This is a genomic window from Paenibacillus sp. FSL M8-0212, from assembly GCF_038004645.1.
Lineage (GTDB): Bacteria > Bacillota > Bacilli > Paenibacillales > Paenibacillaceae > Paenibacillus.
This window is the reverse complement of the sequence record NZ_JBBORP010000001.1, coordinates 5842995-5858737: the sequence shown is the minus strand read 5'-3', so window position 1 is coordinate 5858737 and position 15743 is coordinate 5842995. Positions and strand designations below refer to the sequence as shown.

Here is a 15743-nt window from a genome sequence, read left to right as displayed (position 1 = left end):
AACATCTCCTTTAATATGAAATGAATTGAATGATTTCAGCATCATAAGGCTCAAGCTTCAACTCAGAGGCCATGGTCTGGCCTGACAGGATACCAATTGCCGTTTCCTGAAGGGGCACGGTCTGCAACTTGCCTGTTGTGTTGACATAAAGGGTATTTGCATTGTCCAGATGACGAGCCACGACACCAGATGGTGTGGCGGGACCTTTGGCTATGCCAAGCGTTGGATACAGACGATGCAGAAGCGCACTCAACAACGTTGTATTGGCAGGCAAGGCCACATAGATCGCCTGACCCTGTCCGTATCTATTGCAGGTGACCGCCGGGGAAGACTCACGTGTATTCGAGAAACTGGCGATGATGCTCGCGGTACGCGGCTCAACGATCTCATAATAATCGATATCCGGCTGAATGTTTTCCGAATCCATGACGATGACCGGTTTCTCACGCTCCAGGCCAAGCTCTGTTTTTTCCAAACCTCCGGCATTCTCCCAAGGGGTATGGCTCCGCGTTCGAACAAATGCACCGCAGCGGATGCCAAATACATCACTCAAGCCTCCTGGTAGGGTAGTATCAAACACCCGATTGTTCGCAGTGACTTTGGCAGAATAAGCCGTCATGATAACGGTACCCCCTTGTTCAACAAAAGCCCGTAGTGTTGCAGCCGATTCTTCATCCATGATCGCGTGTCCGGGTACGATAATCAGCTTGTAGTTTTGATGAAGGCTACGCAGATTGACGATGTTGCAATCCAGATTGGATTGTTCCAGAGCGCTGTAGGCTTGCAAAACCTGCCCCGTATAGTCGGTCTTGTAATAGCTTGGGTTGCCCGCCATAACCTTCAGCGTCTCAAAGGAGTACGCAATCGCAATGTCCGGGTTTGTTTTTCTTGGCATATCCAGATCCTGCAGCCGTTTGAATTCCTGTGCAATCCGTGCAAATTCATCATATTTCCAGCCTGGTATACCATCATGATCCACAAGACCAAACACATATTGCTCTTCGCCACCCAGCATTGTGCGCCAGGTCCAGGCACAGACGGCCTGCGCTCTGTGAATCAGAGACAGGTACGCATACATTCGCATCGCTCCCGGTGGAGAAGCGTAGCCGCCAAAGTCCCCAGTCTGGAATTCCAGACACCAGATCGGCCGATCCAACTCACCGATGCGATGGTCCATGAAGAAACACGCAGCAGTTAGCGCTTGTTTATCTTCGGGATTAGTCCCGGGATAGAAGCCAATGCCCGGCAAGTCGATCATTTCCCGGTACTGCTTCAGATAATCGAAACCGTAGCCCGGATTTTCCGACCAGTGGTTCGTTGTTTCTCTGACGTCTGGAGCTAATTCCCGCACGATGTCACTCAATCCTTGCATGTAAGCCAACGTCTCATCGGAGTAAAAACGTGCCATATCCAGAAGGCGTTCTGGCGCACCTTTGACCTGTCCCGAAATCGGGAGGACCACATCACTGAAGCTGTTCAGTTTTCTAGACCATCGCTGTGCACTCCAGGCTTCATTAAGTTGCTCAACCGTTCCATACTTATTGCGAAGCCAAACCTCGAATCGGTCCCGGGCCACATTGGAATAAGACGGAGCACCAGAGCCTAATTCGTTGCATAATCCGAAAGCATAAAGGGCCGGATGATGCCGGTAGCGTATGACGAGTTTTCTGGCGAAATCATAAGCGTTTTCTTGAAAAGTTGGATGACCGATATCCTCCATATATCTTGTTTGCGCTTCCATTCGGATGCCGCTCGGAGCACTCAAAGAAATTTCGGGATACTTTCTGTGCAGCCAAGTCGGAGCCGGACGGGTCGCAATATCCAGAATGACCTGAATACCCGCTTTCTCAAACAAGGTCATGACTTCGTCAAACCATGCAAAGGTGTAGTTTCCTTCGGATGGCTCGAAGCTGTCCCAGCATAAATGGCCGAGCCGAACGATTGTAAACGAAGCTTCACGCATCAAGTCGATATCATGCTGCCAGCGTTCGCGCGGCCAGTCGTGGGGGTGGTAGTTAGCGCCTGCATATAACATCCTGATCACCGCCATATAATAATATTAAATATATCAATTATTTTAATAGCTGATGATCGGATAATATATATAATAAAAAATGAAGTTCATATAATAAAATGAAACTGATTAATGAAGTTCACGAAAACATTGAGGCGTAATATTCTCAAACTTTCGGAAGGTAGAGACAAAATGGCTCACATCCAGAAATCCCACGAGAGAAGCAACGGTTTTGATGGTCATATGTTTGTTGTTCATTAAGTGTTCCTTGGCTTTCTGGATTCGCAGTTGGATCAGATATTGATAAGGGCTCATTCCAGTCGTCATACGAAACAAGTAATTAAGCCGCTGTGAGCTTAAGCCTGCATATTCCGACAGATCAGCCAAGCCGATTGAGGCATCATGAAAATGCTCCTCCATGAATCGAATCAAGGGTGCCAGTCGCGAGGATTGTTGGGAATAAGAGCGTTGGTTGTCCACTTGTCCGTAACGTTTCAGATCCATTAGAAAACGATACACAAACGTGGAACTATCCATTCCGCTGAATTCGGACTGCTGCCTTGCCAAACGGCTGGTAGGGTTATGAATTTTCGATAACCGGGAATCTCCTTCCCAACGAATGACCTTCGATGTGGCCAATCCCAGGGAAGAGATGATCGTTGGGGCTAAATCACCACTAAATGTGATGTACCAAGTAGACCAGGGATGTGACGATGTATAATAACGGTGCGGAACATGAGGTGGCAATAGAATTCCCTGATTAGGCTCAAGTGTCATCGTGTTACCGGCACATTCAAATTGCCCTTCACCGCCTGTCGTTTGCAGCCAGTGATAACAATGATAGCCGTCAGGTCTATCAAATTCTTCTTGCCATTCGTTATAACCGGTTTGTTCCAAATAGATCGGGAGTGTACGGTCCAGATTAGTGACAAGCATCTGCTTCATGTAATGTTTCATGGTTTATCAACCGCTTTCATTTTTATATCTTTTTTTTCTAATTATAACGGATCATGTTGTTTTGTTTCATTTGATGTAGAGTGACAACCTCAGAAATGAAAAAAAACCCTTCTCTAAGAATGAAAGAAGAGAAGGGTTGATCCTAAAATATTGAATTATTGTCGAATTATTGATGCTTGTTGAGAATATCAAATATGATCTTGGCATTATCTGTGTTATCGATCAAACCGGCGAAGCGATGACTTGCCGGGCCGTAGGCATAGACCGGAACATCTTCACCTGTGTGTCCACCTGTTGTCCAGCCCGTATATGAACGGTTATCAATAATTGCTTCAATGGCATTATCAATCTTTGTTACGTCCGCACTTTTGGCTGCTTCTTTCACCGATTGAATCTCTTCCGGCTTCAACTCCAGTTTCAGATAACTTTTCAGTGTTTCTTCAACCGAAGCACCTTTTGCAATTTGTGCTGCCATGAAGTCAGGCGTACGCAGTGCAGCTTTGATCGGGTCTACGAAGAAGTTATACTCTCCGTCTTTTCCGAGCGTAAGTCCGCCCGTGGAGTGGTCGGCAGTAGCTACGACAAGTGTTTCACCGTCTTTTTTGGCAAAATCAATAGCTGCCTGAAATGCTCCTGCGAAATCTTCCATTTCACTCATCGCGCCAACGATATCATTATCATGTCCTGCCCAGTCGATCTGGCTGCCTTCGACCATTAGAAAGAATCCTTTGTCGTTCGAACTGAGACGATCAATTGCTGTATTGGTCATCTCAGCCAATGATGGAGTTGCAGCACTACGATCAATCAACTTGTCCAGACCTCCGTCCGCAAACAGTCCAAGAACTTGTTGATTCTTATCCGCAAGGAGAGAGGAACGATCTGTGACATAGCTGAATCCGGCCTTCTGGAACTCCTTCGTCAGGTCACGACCCTCGCGTACAAAATTGGATTTACCTCCACCAAGAAGTACATCCACCTTATGCTTGCCATTAATCAACTCATCATAATAATCGTCCGCAATTGCATCCATATTTTTACGACTGATATCATGGGCACCAAATGCAGCTGGTGTGGCATGAGTGATCTCCGATGTAGCCACGAGTCCGGTGGACTTGCCGTTTTCTTTGGCCTGCTCAAGTACGGTTTTGACTTCCTTCTGCTCAGGGTCAACCGCAATGGCCGCATTGTAGGTTTTCACACCTGCCGACATGGCTGTTGCTGCCGAAGCGGAATCCGTTACATTTTGTTTATCATCATCTGGATAGGTCATTTGTGCACCAACCAGATAAGGGTCAAAAACGGTTTTGTCCATGCCCTTCGTTGAAGGGTCATCTTTCATATAACGGTAGGCGGAAGTATAAGAGGTCCCCATGCCATCCCCAATGAGGAAGATGATGTTCTTGATTTGTTTTTTCTCCACACTTACAGCTTGAACGGCACTTGCTTGTCCGGCAGACAAGAGAGTAGAAGCCGATACAGCCAGAGTCAGCGCTACCGCTGGTAATACTCTTTTGGATAATTTCAAAATGATTCCTCCTCGTAATATCTCAATAACAAAATGAATGCATGAATCTATATTCATTTGTTCATCATTAAGAAGATTAGCATTTATTTGTAAATGAAAACCAAGAATTTTGTATACCTGAGGTAAAATAAAGGCGATGTGTTAATTCTATGCAACATACGAGATTACAAACATATACTCATTCCGCTGTTTTTGAAGTATGATACAACATAAGTAGAACGCTTTCATTTTTTTATGACGGTTAGAATAAAGTCAATTTCATTTTCAGGAGGCTCTTTACCATTGACCAAAACAACTCCAAATTATGATGGGTATCTCTTTGTACATTTTATTGGCGAACAACCAGACGGAGAGCAGGTTTATTTCTCCTATAGCGAAGATGGTCTTCACTGGAAGGACCTTAATGGCGGCTCACCTGTGCTGTTTTCCGACCTTGGAGAAAAGGGGGTACGGGACCCGTTTCTGGTTCGTTCAGTCAAGGATAATAAATTTTATCTGATTGCTACGGATCTCCGCATCGCAAGCGGCAAAGGATGGACTCATGCCGTTAATGCCGGGAGCCGTGACGTAATTGTATGGGAATCCAGCAATCTCGTGAACTGGTCATCCCCATGGAACGTTACACTAGGTGTTGAAGGCGCTGGATGTGTCTGGGCACCAGAAGCTGTGTATGATGAAATAACGGATGAGTTTCTCGTATTCTGGGCTTCTGCGACGCAGGAACCTCAGGAGCAAGAACGAAAACAAAAAATATACAGCGCTCGTACAAAAGACTTTCGTACGTTCTCGGCATCGGAAAAATACATTGAACGGGATAATCATATTATTGATACAACGATTCTTCCTGCGGATGGATCTTATTATCGATACTCCAAGGATGAAACAACCAAAAACATACGGGTAGAAAAAGGTGACTCTCTGGACAAAGGGGCGTTTGTTACGCTGCAATCCCCAGTACTGGAGGCTGTGGCAGGTGTGGAGGGACCTCAAATCTTTAAATTCAATGACCGGGAGGAATGGTGCCTGATTGTTGATCGATTTGCTGAAGGCAAGGGTTATCTTCCTCTGTTGACTACAGATCTGGGAAGCGGAGAATTCCGAATCGTCCCTGATGGTGATTACGATATGGGAACGACTCAAAAGCGTCATGGAAGTGTCCTGCCAATCACAGCTGAGGAGTGCAGCCGGCTTCTCGCGGCTTTCGGAGATGGTCATCAGGTGCTTCCCGGACAATATGCCGATCCTGATGTCGCACAGTTTGGGGATCGTTACTATATGTATCCGACGACTGATGGTTTCGAGGGGTGGTCGGGGACAAAATTTAAGGTGTTTTCTTCTTCAGACCTGAAGCATTGGAGAGACGAAGGCGTGATCCTTGATCTGGGAACAGAGGATGTTGCCTGGGCAACCGGTAATGCCTGGGCGCCGGCAATTGCCAGCCGAAACGGAAAGTTCTATTTTTATTTCTGTGGCAAAATGCGGAACGGAGAGAGTGCCATTGGCGTTGCTGTAGCAGATACACCGATTGGTCCATTCCTGGCCGAGTCGCAGCCTTTAATCACAATGGAGCAGTTGAAACGTCTGGGCATTACCATGGGACAAGCGATTGATCCCTCTATCTATGTCGAAGATAATGGAAAGTCGTATCTGTTATTTGGCAATGGACATGCTGCCATTGTGGAGCTCGGTGAAGACATGATAAATGTGGTGGAGGACACAATGAGCAATCTGGTGGGCTTGCATGATTTTCGTGAGGCGGTAACTGTGTTAAAGCAGGGGGGACTATACCACTTTACGTGGTCCTGTGATGACACAGGTAGCGAAGACTATCATGTGAATTATGGTACGGCAGAGCAATTATATGGTCCAATTACCTATCGATACCCAATCCTGAGCAAAAATGTGGAGAAGGGCATGCTGGGAACAGGTCATCACTGTATCTTTAATGAAAATGAAACCGGTCAACTACGGATTGCCTATCACCGTTTTGTAACGCCCCTTTCCAGATTTTCATCTGGAAAGGGGTATCACCGCGAAATATGTATGGACCCGATTCTTTTTGGTAAGGACGGACTGATCCAGCCTGTTATACTCTAATATAAGACGTTTAATTAAATCGCTATCTATAAAGGCCTGATACAACATGAATGCCTGTCAAATGTCGCTTTTAGCGGTTTTTGCAGGCATTTTTATCATTTTTATCTTCCACCTGAAACCAGCCAAAATCGTAGGGTTGAGAGGGTATGCGACTTATTGAACGCATTAATTCCAGAATACATTTGACAGGCGAATCAACAAATCGTATTATTACGATATAACGATTTAGGAGGAATACTTTTGAACACTCCCGCTTTTGACAGCAATAACATTAAACAGTTCGATGAACCAGCTAATCTGCTCAAAGCTTTGTCTCACCCCATTCGTTTATGCATTGTTCGGGGACTGATGATGAAAAAAAAATGTAATGTCTCTTATATGCAGGAATGTCTGGATCTTCCCCAATCAACAGTCTCACAACACCTCCAAAAGCTTCGTAGTGCAGGTATTGTTGCTACAGAGCGAAATGGACTTGAAGTGAACTATGTGCTTGCCGATCAACGGGTTGAACAGATTATTAAAACTTTATTTGAAAAGGATGATTGTGAATCATGAGCAAAAAAGTACTTATTGTTGGCGGTGTAGCTGGAGGTGCTTCTGCAGCTGCACGTCTTCGCCGTCTGGATGAACATGCCGAGATTATTATCTTTGAGAAGGGACCCTATATCTCATTTGCCAATTGTGGTTTACCTTATTATATAGGTGGCACAATCGATGATCGAGAGCGTCTGCTGGTGCAGACGCCAAAAGGGATGGCAGATCGCTTTCGTATCGATGTGCGTACAAGAAGTGAGGTCGTAGCTATTGATTCGCAGAAGCGAGTGGTTAAGATACAATCCCAGGAGCGCGGTGCATATGAAGAAAGCTATGACGAGTTGATATTGTCACCAGGTGCAAAACCGATGATTCCCGATCTGCCGGGTAAGGACAATCCACTAATTTATACCGTACGAAGTATTCCAGACATCGATCGGATCAAAGAACAGGTAAGTTCTTCTAACAACAAGTCTTCGATCGTCATAGGCGGTGGATTTATCGGCGTAGAAATGGCTGAGAATCTAAAGGAAGCTGGTCTGGATGTAACGCTTATTGAGGGGAACGCACAAGTACTCACACCATATGATCCCGAGTTAGCAGCCGCATTGGCACAGGAAATGGAGAATCATGGTGTAAACCTGCTGTTTTCCAAGCGTGTTCAGGGATTCCATTCCCTAGAGCAGGGCATAGGAGTTGAACTTGCGGATGGTCATACGCTGACTGCTGACATGGTTATTCTTGCGATAGGCGTAACGCCGGACACCTATTTTTTGAAAGATAGCGGCGTTTCGCTGGGTGCACGTGGACATATTATCGTAAATGAAGCTTTGGAAAGCAGTGTGCCACATATCTATGCTGTTGGGGATGCCATCGAAGTTACGGAAACCATTCATGGTACGAAGGCAACGATTCCACTTGCCGGACCTGCCAACAAACAAGGTCGTATTGTTGCTGACCGTATCGCAGGGCTTCCTTCTACCTATAAAGGAACACAAGGTACGTCCATTATCAAAGTATTTGGAATGACCGCAGCCACAACAGGCAGTAATGAGAAAACACTACAACGTCTCGGAGTGGAATATCAAACCGTTATCGTACACCCTGCTTCTCATGCATCGTATTATCCGGGTTCGAGCGCAATTACGCTTAAACTGCTGTTTACTCCGGAAGGTAAAATTTTAGGCGCACAAGCAGTCGGTTATGATGGAGTGGATAAACGAATTGATGACATTGCTGTAGCCATTCATTTTGGAGGACATGTCCGGGATTTGACAGAACTTGAACTGAGTTACGCGCCACCATTTTCTTCTGCCAAAGATCCCGTAAATATGGCTGGATATGCAGCAGAGAATATGATCACTGGACGTGTTCAGACCTTCACCTATAATCAACTGGCTGATCGTCAGCCGGAGCAGTCGATACTTCTGGATGTTCGCAGTGAAATTGAGCATCAAAATGGTCATATTCCGGGTTCACTCTCTATTCCAGTTGATGAGCTTCGTCAACGGTTAGATGAATTAGACCCATCCAAAGAAATCTGGCTATACTGTCAAGTCGGCTTACGTGGTTACACCGCTTCGCAAATTTTGCGCCAGCATGGTTTTAGCGCGAAAAACTTGAGTGGTGGTTATAAAACATACCGTCAAGCCCAGTTTAAGCCTGCTCCTTTTACTGCTGCAAAACAAGATCATCATGATCCTGCGGTGGACGTTAAGGAAAAAAAGTCTATTCCCACTGACTCAACACAGCCGCAACGTATTGATCATGACTTGAATGTATGCGGATTAAGTTGTCCTGGTCCGCTAATACAAGTGAAGCAGAAAATGGATCAACTCTCGAACGGGGAAACCCTTCGCGTGAAAGCTTCCGATCCAGGCTTCTATGAAGATGTCAAAGCATGGGCCACGATGTCGGGTTCCACAATCTTGCAGTTGGAAAGAATGAAAGGCGGTACCATTGAGTCCGTCATTGTTAAAAATACAACACAACCCGTATCGGATTCCCCCATCAGCGATCCTGCCAGCACGATGGTTGTCTTCAGTGGTGATCTGGATAAAGCGATCGCCTCACTCATTATTGCAAATGGGGCAGCAGCGAGTGGACGGAAAGTAACCCTGTTTTTCACATTTTGGGGATTGAGTATTATTCGTAAGCCGCAACCGCAGAAGTTATCCAAAACCATGATCGGTCGTATGTTTGATAAGATGTTACCTCGCGGTAGCCAGAAGCTTGGCATGTCCAAAATGAATATGCTCGGAGCAGGCCCGAAAATGATCCGTGGTTTGATGAAAAAACATCATGTGCCTTCGTTGGAGGAATTGATTGAGAGCGCTATTGCACAAGGAGTAGAGATTGTTGCCTGCCAAATGTCCATGGATTTAATGGGTATCCAACGTGAAGAATTAATAGACCAAGTCAAAATTGGTGGTGTAGGTTATTATCTTGGACAAGCATCACAAGCAAATCATAATCTGTTTATTTAAAAAATGATCATAAATTCCAAAAAGCGTTGATTCGAATTCGAACCAACGCTTTTTGGGCTTAATCATGAAGTAAACATTGACTTCATTTTTTTGCTATTATAATATAAGCATACACTTATATGTTGTTGAAGGAGGAAGTGCTATGGATTCTATGCAAGAGGTAGCGGATAAGCTTAAATTGCTGGGTGATAAAACACGCCTTACGATCCTTACACTCCTCAAAGAACGTGAATGGTGCGTGTGTGAATTTGTAGAGATTTTAGACATGTCACAACCTGGAATTAGTCAACATTTGCGCAAGCTGAAGGATCAAGGTTTGGTTAAAGAAAATAAACGTGGTCAGTGGGTATACTACTCTTTAAATGTAGAGAATACACCCTATATTACATCTGTCCTGGAATTGATGCCAGATACAGCAACTATTCTTAAATCGTTAAATAAAGAAAACTTTACTTCAGTATGTAATTAATTTTTGATCGATATATAAGCATATCATTATATGCAAATATAAATTAAGTTGAACTGGAAGGAGGTGTATATATTTGTTTTCTACGCTGTTAGCCTGCTTGATCTTTTTGATTACACTTGTACTTGTTATTTGGCAGCCTAAAAACCTGTCGATTGGTTGGTCTGCTTGTGGCGGAGCCATTCTAGCTTTACTTGTGGGTGTGGTCAATTTGGAAGATGTATGGGATGTGACACAGATCGTATGGAACGCCACGCTTGCTTTTGTCGCAATCATTCTGATCTCATTAATTCTGGATCGTATCGGATTTTTCGAGTGGGCTGCCTTACATATGGCCAAAGCCGCTCATGGCAATGGTGTACGGATGTTTGTTTACGTCTCCATCCTGGGAGCGGTGGTTTCTGCCTTCTTTGCCAATGACGGGGGCGCACTGATTCTGACACCGATTGTTCTAGCTATGGTACGTGCACTGAATTTCGATGAGAAAAAAGTATTTCCATTCATTATCGCCAGCGGATTTATTGCGGATACAACTTCCTTACCGCTGGTTGTAAGTAACCTGGTCAACATTGTGTCTGCCGATTTCTTTGGTATTACTTTTATGGAGTACGCGGGAAGGATGTTTGTTCCAAATCTGTTCTCACTGGCGGCGAGTATCGGTGTACTGTATCTCTTTTTTCGCAAGAGTATTCCCAAACGATTTGATGCCAGTGAATTGAAACCTCCGGTAACTGCCATTAAGGATATGAAGATGTTTCGATTGTCGTGGGTGGTGTTAGGGGTTCTACTTATTGGATACTTTACCAGTGAATTTATCGGAATTCCCGTATCTCTTGTTGCAGGTGTTGTCGCGATATTCTTCCTGATCATGGCCTCCCGGAGTTCTGCTGTACCGACTGCATTAGTTGTCAGAGAAGCACCTTGGGCCATCGTATTTTTCTCCATCGGTATGTATGTCGTGATTTATGGTCTACGTAACGTGGGTTTAACGGATCTCCTAGCCGTGGTCATTCAGGCTGTAGCGGATCAAGGATTGTTTGCGGCAACGATTGGTATGGGCTTTATCGCGGCAATTATTTCATCCTTGATGAACAATATGCCTACCGTGCTAATTGATGCGCTTGCCATTGATGCAACAACGGCTACAGGAACGGTTCGGGAGGCGCTCATTTACGCCAATATTATTGGATCAGACTTGGGTCCCAAGATTACCCCGATCGGTTCACTGGCTACGCTGCTCTGGCTTCATGTGCTTAGCACGAAAGGCGTCAAAATCTCATGGGGCACTTACTTCAAGACAGGTATCATTATCACTATTCCAACTCTGCTTATAACACTAGTGGGGCTGTATCTGTGGTTAAGCATTTTATAAAAGCAATCTATAATTCAAACAACGAGGAGACGATGAACATGAGTAAAAAAACACTGTACTTCCTGTGCACAGGCAATTCCTGCCGGAGTCAAATGGCCGAAGGCTGGGCCAAGAAATATCTGAGTGAGGACTGGAATATCTATAGTGCAGGAATTGAGGCCCACGGTCTAAATCCAAAAGCGGTTGCAGCCATGAACGAAGTTGACCTGGATATTTCGACTCAAACCTCGGACATCATTGATTCAGAGTTGTTGAACAATGCTGATTTCGTAGTCACGTTGTGTGGGGATGCCGCAGATAAATGTCCAATGACGCCTCCACATGTGAAGCGGGAACACTGGGGATTTGATGATCCTGCCAAAGCGCAAGGGTCAGATGAAGAGAAATGGGCTGTATTCCAAAGGGTTCGTGACCAGATCGGGGAACGGATTAAAACATTTGCTGAAACTGGAAAATAGTACAAACCTGCCTGAGCAGGATAATTGAATGAGTACCGAGAGAATGCCACAATGAGTGGCATTTTTTTGTTCAAAAAAAATGAACGTTTCATTCAGAAACGGTTTTTTGACTTACCCATAACAGCAACATAGAGTGAAGACAAGGAAGGTATTTGATTTTAGCTATAAAAATGAGAAGCATATATACCCTTGACTTTCCCCTGTACGGGAAACTATATACTCGCATTATGTTAAAAGATTGGAGATGATATGTTGTTCAAAATCAGTGCGTTTTCCAGGCTAAGCAGGGTCTCATTAAAAACACTGCGTTATTATGACCAGATTGGCATACTTAAGCCGAGAAAGGTAGATCAAGATACGGGTTACCGTTACTATTCCGCAGATCAGCTTCTCGAGCTCAACCGAATCTTCATTTATAAAGAATTGGGGTTTACGTTGCCACAAATCACACAGCTGCTACAGGAACATATTACATTGGAGAATATTCAAGGCATGTTTAAGCTAAAAAGAAGCGAAATTCAGCAGATTATTGATACGGAACAAGCCAAACTTCTCCGAATTGAGGAACGTATGCAGCTTATAGTGGAAGAGGGGCACGTCGAAACTGGGCAAGAAATCCGAATCAAAGAGGAAGGTGCTCGGCAGTTTCTTTTTCAGACAGGGTGCGGGAGGGAAGAGGAGATCCCGAGTTTATTTCATCAGTTTGATCAGTCATTAACAAAAGAAATGCGCCAACTAATCCACGGACCACAGGTTGTTTTGTGGAAAGAAATCGCAGGACAAGAGGAAGAGTTCGAGTTCGAAATAGGTTATTTCTTAACCTGTGAGCTGCGATCACCTCCCGACCCATTTCAATTGCGGACTCTTCCTGCTGAACCCATGATGGCCACCATAGCTTATCGTTCCAATGCCACCTTTGCCTGTAAAGCCTGTGTTCATCTAGCCACATGGATTGAGAAGAATAACTATCAGATCAAGGAAAACGAAGCTGGTAGGGAACTTTATTTACCTTTATCCCAAGAAAAAGATGCACAATTTATAGAAATACAAATTCCAATACTAAATAATTAACTGAAAAAGACGGAGTGGAGTAAATTGAAAAATAAATGGATCATCTATGTCCTCGCATTGGCTGTTTTTCTGATTGGAACCATTGAATACATTATTACAGGAGTCATTGAAATGATCGCCGCAGACTTGAGCGTATCTACTTCCGAAGTGGGTTTACTAGTGACTGTGTTTGCTCTCGCAGCGGCCATTATCGCCCCGATTCTCATTGCATTTACAATAAATATAGATCGCAAGAAGTTACTGGTGTCCACCCTCAGTGTGTTTATAGCCAGCAACGGACTTATGCTTGTAAACCTTTCTTACGAAACATTACTATGGGTGCGAATTATTCAAGGGGCGAGCGGAGGAATCGCTACCGTAGTAGCGATGGCCGTATCGACACGACTGGTTGAAAAAGAAAAAAGGGGCAATGCCATCGGCATCATTTTGATGGGGCTAAGCAGTTCGCTAGTGCTCGGTGTCCCATGGGGCACATTTTTTAGTGAAATGTTTGGATGGAGAGTTTTATTTGTAATCATTGGATTGTTAAGTGTTCTTCCATTACTTATTATCTACAAAAAGGTTCCGGCAATCAAAGAGGAAGAAAAGATCACCCTCAGAATGCAGCTCTCCATTTTAAAAAATCCACTCATTCTGACTGCCTTGCTTATTACATTATTGTATATCGGCGGCTATTCGACACTGTTCACGTACATTACGCCTTTCTTACAAGCTACATCTGCTCTTACCATGACCGAGATAAGCGGTGTTCTGTTTCTCGCGGGAATTTGCAGCTTTGTCGGATCAAAAGTGGGCGGACAATTGGCAGATGCAAAGGGATCAAAGTTTACAATTTGTCTAGGCCTTCTGTTACAAGGCATAACTCTTCTTTTGTTTGCTCTAGCTGGAGTTAATCTTATGATGTTAATCTTGGTTTTAATGATTTTTATGTTGGCAACGTGGAGCATATCTCCGGCCCAGCAACTATATCTGGTTACACTGGCACCTCGTAATCCCGACATTGCCCTTAGCGTAAATACGTCGTTTATCCAATTTGGTTTTGCACTGGGATCTGGATTAGGTGGGATTGTGATCAGTCATACATCTGTCCTGTATTTGAATTGGTTGGGTTTTGCCGCTGTAAGCATTGCTTTACTTCTTGCCATCTTACAATTTAAGAAATCGAGACGCAGGACTAGAACGCCAGATCCAGTGTAATATCAGTGATGGAAAATTCCTTGCTTCTCAGTACTTGGCATTTGTGAGTTGTAATTGACCGTTATATGTAAAATAAAAAAAGATCTCTTCAGCATTCACTGCAGAAGAGATCTTTTTGGTGTATAACAAAGTTATAACGAGAATCACATTACATCATCATGATAGATTAGAGCATGAATCCATTAACAAATTACTGTATGGTGTCTAATGCCCACCTGTATTGGAAGCCCAGACAGGATACCAGCCCATGGCCGGATTTTCGTTGTTGTACAGTACCAGATTTCCGTCATTTTGCATGATGAGCACATTACCTCTAAGATTAGCTGGTACATTGTCTGCTCCATACCATGCCTTAGCCCACGCCAAATTATCCGACGTCCAATAAGGTGTGTTTTGCGGATCTGATATTTCCAACTTCCCGCTGAAATATCTAATCTGGAGTTTATGTATTCTCATGTCTTTAGTCTTGGAGTTCCATAGCATTGTACGTGTCTTGACATCCCAGAGCTGCGCATCGCCCCAGTTATCAAATTGAAACGAAAATCTATTATTGTCTGACACTAACCCTCTACCAGCGACATTATACATCGTGTCATAAATCAGGCGATCTCCACTGGCAGAAGTCACAGGAGAAAAAGGAATCAAAAATATGAGCATGGCAAGACAAGATAAAAAGACTTTTTTCATAGAACATCCTCTTTTCCTCAATATGTTTTAAGTTACCTGTCAAATATAGCATATATATTTCTTTAATGGATAAATTTTCAATAAGGATCGACGACCTGCTAAATTCTTTTCTGGACTGATCAGTTCAGATATGTTATATTTCTGAAACGGGAGGTGTTACTTATCGCCAGGACTAAAGAATTTGACAAAAATCAAGCGTTACACGAAGCGATGCTGTTGTTTTGGAAAAAAGGATACGAGGCTGCTAGTATACCGGATTTACTGGAAGTGATGGGCATTAGCCGATCCAGCCTTTATGATACGTTTTCCGACAAGCAAACCTTGTACAGAGATGCCCTGGAGCATTATAAAAAAGGGAGTTCCAATAAGCAGACCATTCTTGAACAAGCATCAAACGTAAGAGATGGAATTCTTCAATTTTTTGAGTATCATATTGCTTCAGCATACGATACCACCCTACCGGGCGGATGTTTTGTAACGAATACAGCTACAACATTGGAATCACCAGATGAACAGATAAATGTCTTGATACAGACTAGTTTTTCGGAGTTGGAACAAGCATTTTGCGAGCTTTTGGAGAAGGGCCAACAATCGGGAGAGATAGATAAAACAACAGATATCAAAACAGTGTCTTATTTATTGCTGAATTTACATCAAAGCATGAATATTATGGCTAAAACAGGTCAAAATCCAGAACGTGCAAAAGAGATGATTAGCTTTGTAATTGCAGGGATATAATTTTTTTTAGCAATATTGGAATGATTGTTCCGTTATTATATTTTTCATATTTTGAAGGTTCCATTTGAAGAGTATCTGTAAGACCATAATTTTTTTGATCATTCCGGAACATTCATTCCGTTATCGAAACAATCCATCAAC

13 protein-coding genes are annotated in these 15743 nt (G+C 43.8%); 9 read left to right on the top strand and 4 right to left on the bottom strand.

Translation table 11 applies throughout. The annotated features are described in order from the left end of the window. Positions 1-10 precede the first annotated feature (10 nt). From MKX68_RS25685 to MKX68_RS25675, 3 genes are all read right to left on the bottom strand, one after another. Positions 11-2035, bottom strand: a complete 2025-nt coding sequence (locus tag MKX68_RS25685) for a beta-galactosidase (protein WP_340914590.1) — start codon at positions 2033-2035, stop codon at positions 11-13. 108 nt (positions 2036-2143) lie between these two features. Continuing rightward, positions 2144-2971, bottom strand: coding sequence for an AraC family transcriptional regulator (locus tag MKX68_RS25680; protein ID WP_340914589.1), 828 nt, complete (start codon positions 2969-2971; stop codon positions 2144-2146). Between the two features lie 166 nt (positions 2972-3137). Further along, complete coding sequence (locus MKX68_RS25675) at positions 3138-4496, bottom strand: alkaline phosphatase (protein ID WP_445671090.1); 1359 nt, start codon at positions 4494-4496, stop codon at positions 3138-3140. Positions 4497-4778: 282 nt separating this feature from the next. Here MKX68_RS25675 and MKX68_RS25670 point away from each other — a divergent pair, with 282 nt between their 5' ends. The 8 genes from MKX68_RS25670 (at position 4779) to MKX68_RS25635 (ending at position 14177) form a co-directional block, all read left to right on the top strand. Beyond that, a complete protein-coding gene (locus MKX68_RS25670) occupies positions 4779-6593 on the top strand; it encodes a family 43 glycosylhydrolase (RefSeq protein ID WP_340914587.1) in 1815 nt (604 codons plus the stop codon). A gap of 240 nt (positions 6594-6833) precedes the next feature. Further along, on the top strand, positions 6834-7148 hold the full coding sequence (locus tag MKX68_RS25665; protein WP_036615511.1) for an ArsR/SmtB family transcription factor: 315 nt from the start codon (positions 6834-6836) through the stop codon (positions 7146-7148). Next, positions 7145-9613 carry an FAD-dependent oxidoreductase gene (locus MKX68_RS25660; RefSeq protein ID WP_340914586.1) on the top strand — a complete coding sequence of 823 codons (2469 nt, stop codon included), beginning with the start codon at positions 7145-7147 and terminating at the stop codon, positions 9611-9613. The genes MKX68_RS25665 and MKX68_RS25660 overlap by 4 nt, the downstream gene beginning before the upstream one ends. Before the next feature lie 142 nt (positions 9614-9755). Then, complete coding sequence (locus tag MKX68_RS25655; protein WP_091030116.1) at positions 9756-10082, top strand: ArsR/SmtB family transcription factor; 327 nt, start codon at positions 9756-9758, stop codon at positions 10080-10082. Positions 10083-10155: 73 nt separating this feature from the next. After that, positions 10156-11451, top strand: a complete 1296-nt coding sequence (locus MKX68_RS25650; protein ID WP_340914585.1) for an arsenic transporter — start codon at positions 10156-10158, stop codon at positions 11449-11451. A gap of 38 nt (positions 11452-11489) precedes the next feature. Then, positions 11490-11909 carry an arsenate reductase (thioredoxin) gene (gene arsC / locus MKX68_RS25645; RefSeq protein ID WP_340914584.1) on the top strand — a complete coding sequence of 140 codons (420 nt, stop codon included), beginning with the start codon at positions 11490-11492 and terminating at the stop codon, positions 11907-11909. Positions 11910-12161: 252 nt separating this feature from the next. After that, entirely contained in the window at positions 12162-12980 is an 819-nt protein-coding gene (locus MKX68_RS25640; protein WP_340914583.1) for a MerR family transcriptional regulator, read from the top strand. A gap of 24 nt (positions 12981-13004) precedes the next feature. After that, on the top strand, positions 13005-14177 hold the full coding sequence (locus MKX68_RS25635; RefSeq protein ID WP_340914582.1) for an MFS transporter: 1173 nt from the start codon (positions 13005-13007) through the stop codon (positions 14175-14177). A 204-nt stretch (positions 14178-14381) separates the two neighbouring features. Here MKX68_RS25635 and MKX68_RS25630 read toward each other — a convergent pair whose 3' ends face one another. Further along, positions 14382-14864 (bottom strand): hypothetical protein, encoded by a 483-nt coding sequence (locus MKX68_RS25630; protein WP_340914581.1) that lies wholly within the window; start codon positions 14862-14864, stop codon positions 14382-14384. A gap of 153 nt (positions 14865-15017) precedes the next feature. Here MKX68_RS25630 and MKX68_RS25625 point away from each other — a divergent pair, with 153 nt between their 5' ends. Then, positions 15018-15602: a TetR/AcrR family transcriptional regulator gene (locus MKX68_RS25625; protein ID WP_340914580.1), complete on the top strand. Its 585-nt coding sequence runs from the start codon at positions 15018-15020 to the stop codon at positions 15600-15602. Positions 15603-15743 lie beyond the last annotated feature (141 nt).

What these genes read in the sequence shown, in the direction of transcription:
- MKX68_RS25630 (WP_340914581.1), bottom strand. Translation starts at nt 14,864, where the DNA reads ATGAAAAAAGTCTTTTTATCTTGTCTTGCCATGCTCATATTTTTGATT.
- MKX68_RS25660 (WP_340914586.1), top strand. Translation starts at nt 7,145, where the DNA reads ATGAGCAAAAAAGTACTTATTGTTGGCGGTGTAGCTGGAGGTGCTTCT.
- MKX68_RS25680 (WP_340914589.1), bottom strand. Translation starts at nt 2,971, where the DNA reads ATGAAACATTACATGAAGCAGATGCTTGTCACTAATCTGGACCGTACA.
- MKX68_RS25655 (WP_091030116.1), top strand. Translation starts at nt 9,756, where the DNA reads ATGGATTCTATGCAAGAGGTAGCGGATAAGCTTAAATTGCTGGGTGAT.
- MKX68_RS25685 (WP_340914590.1), bottom strand. Translation starts at nt 2,035, where the DNA reads ATGTTATATGCAGGCGCTAACTACCACCCCCACGACTGGCCGCGCGAA.
- arsC (WP_340914584.1), top strand. Translation starts at nt 11,490, where the DNA reads ATGAGTAAAAAAACACTGTACTTCCTGTGCACAGGCAATTCCTGCCGG.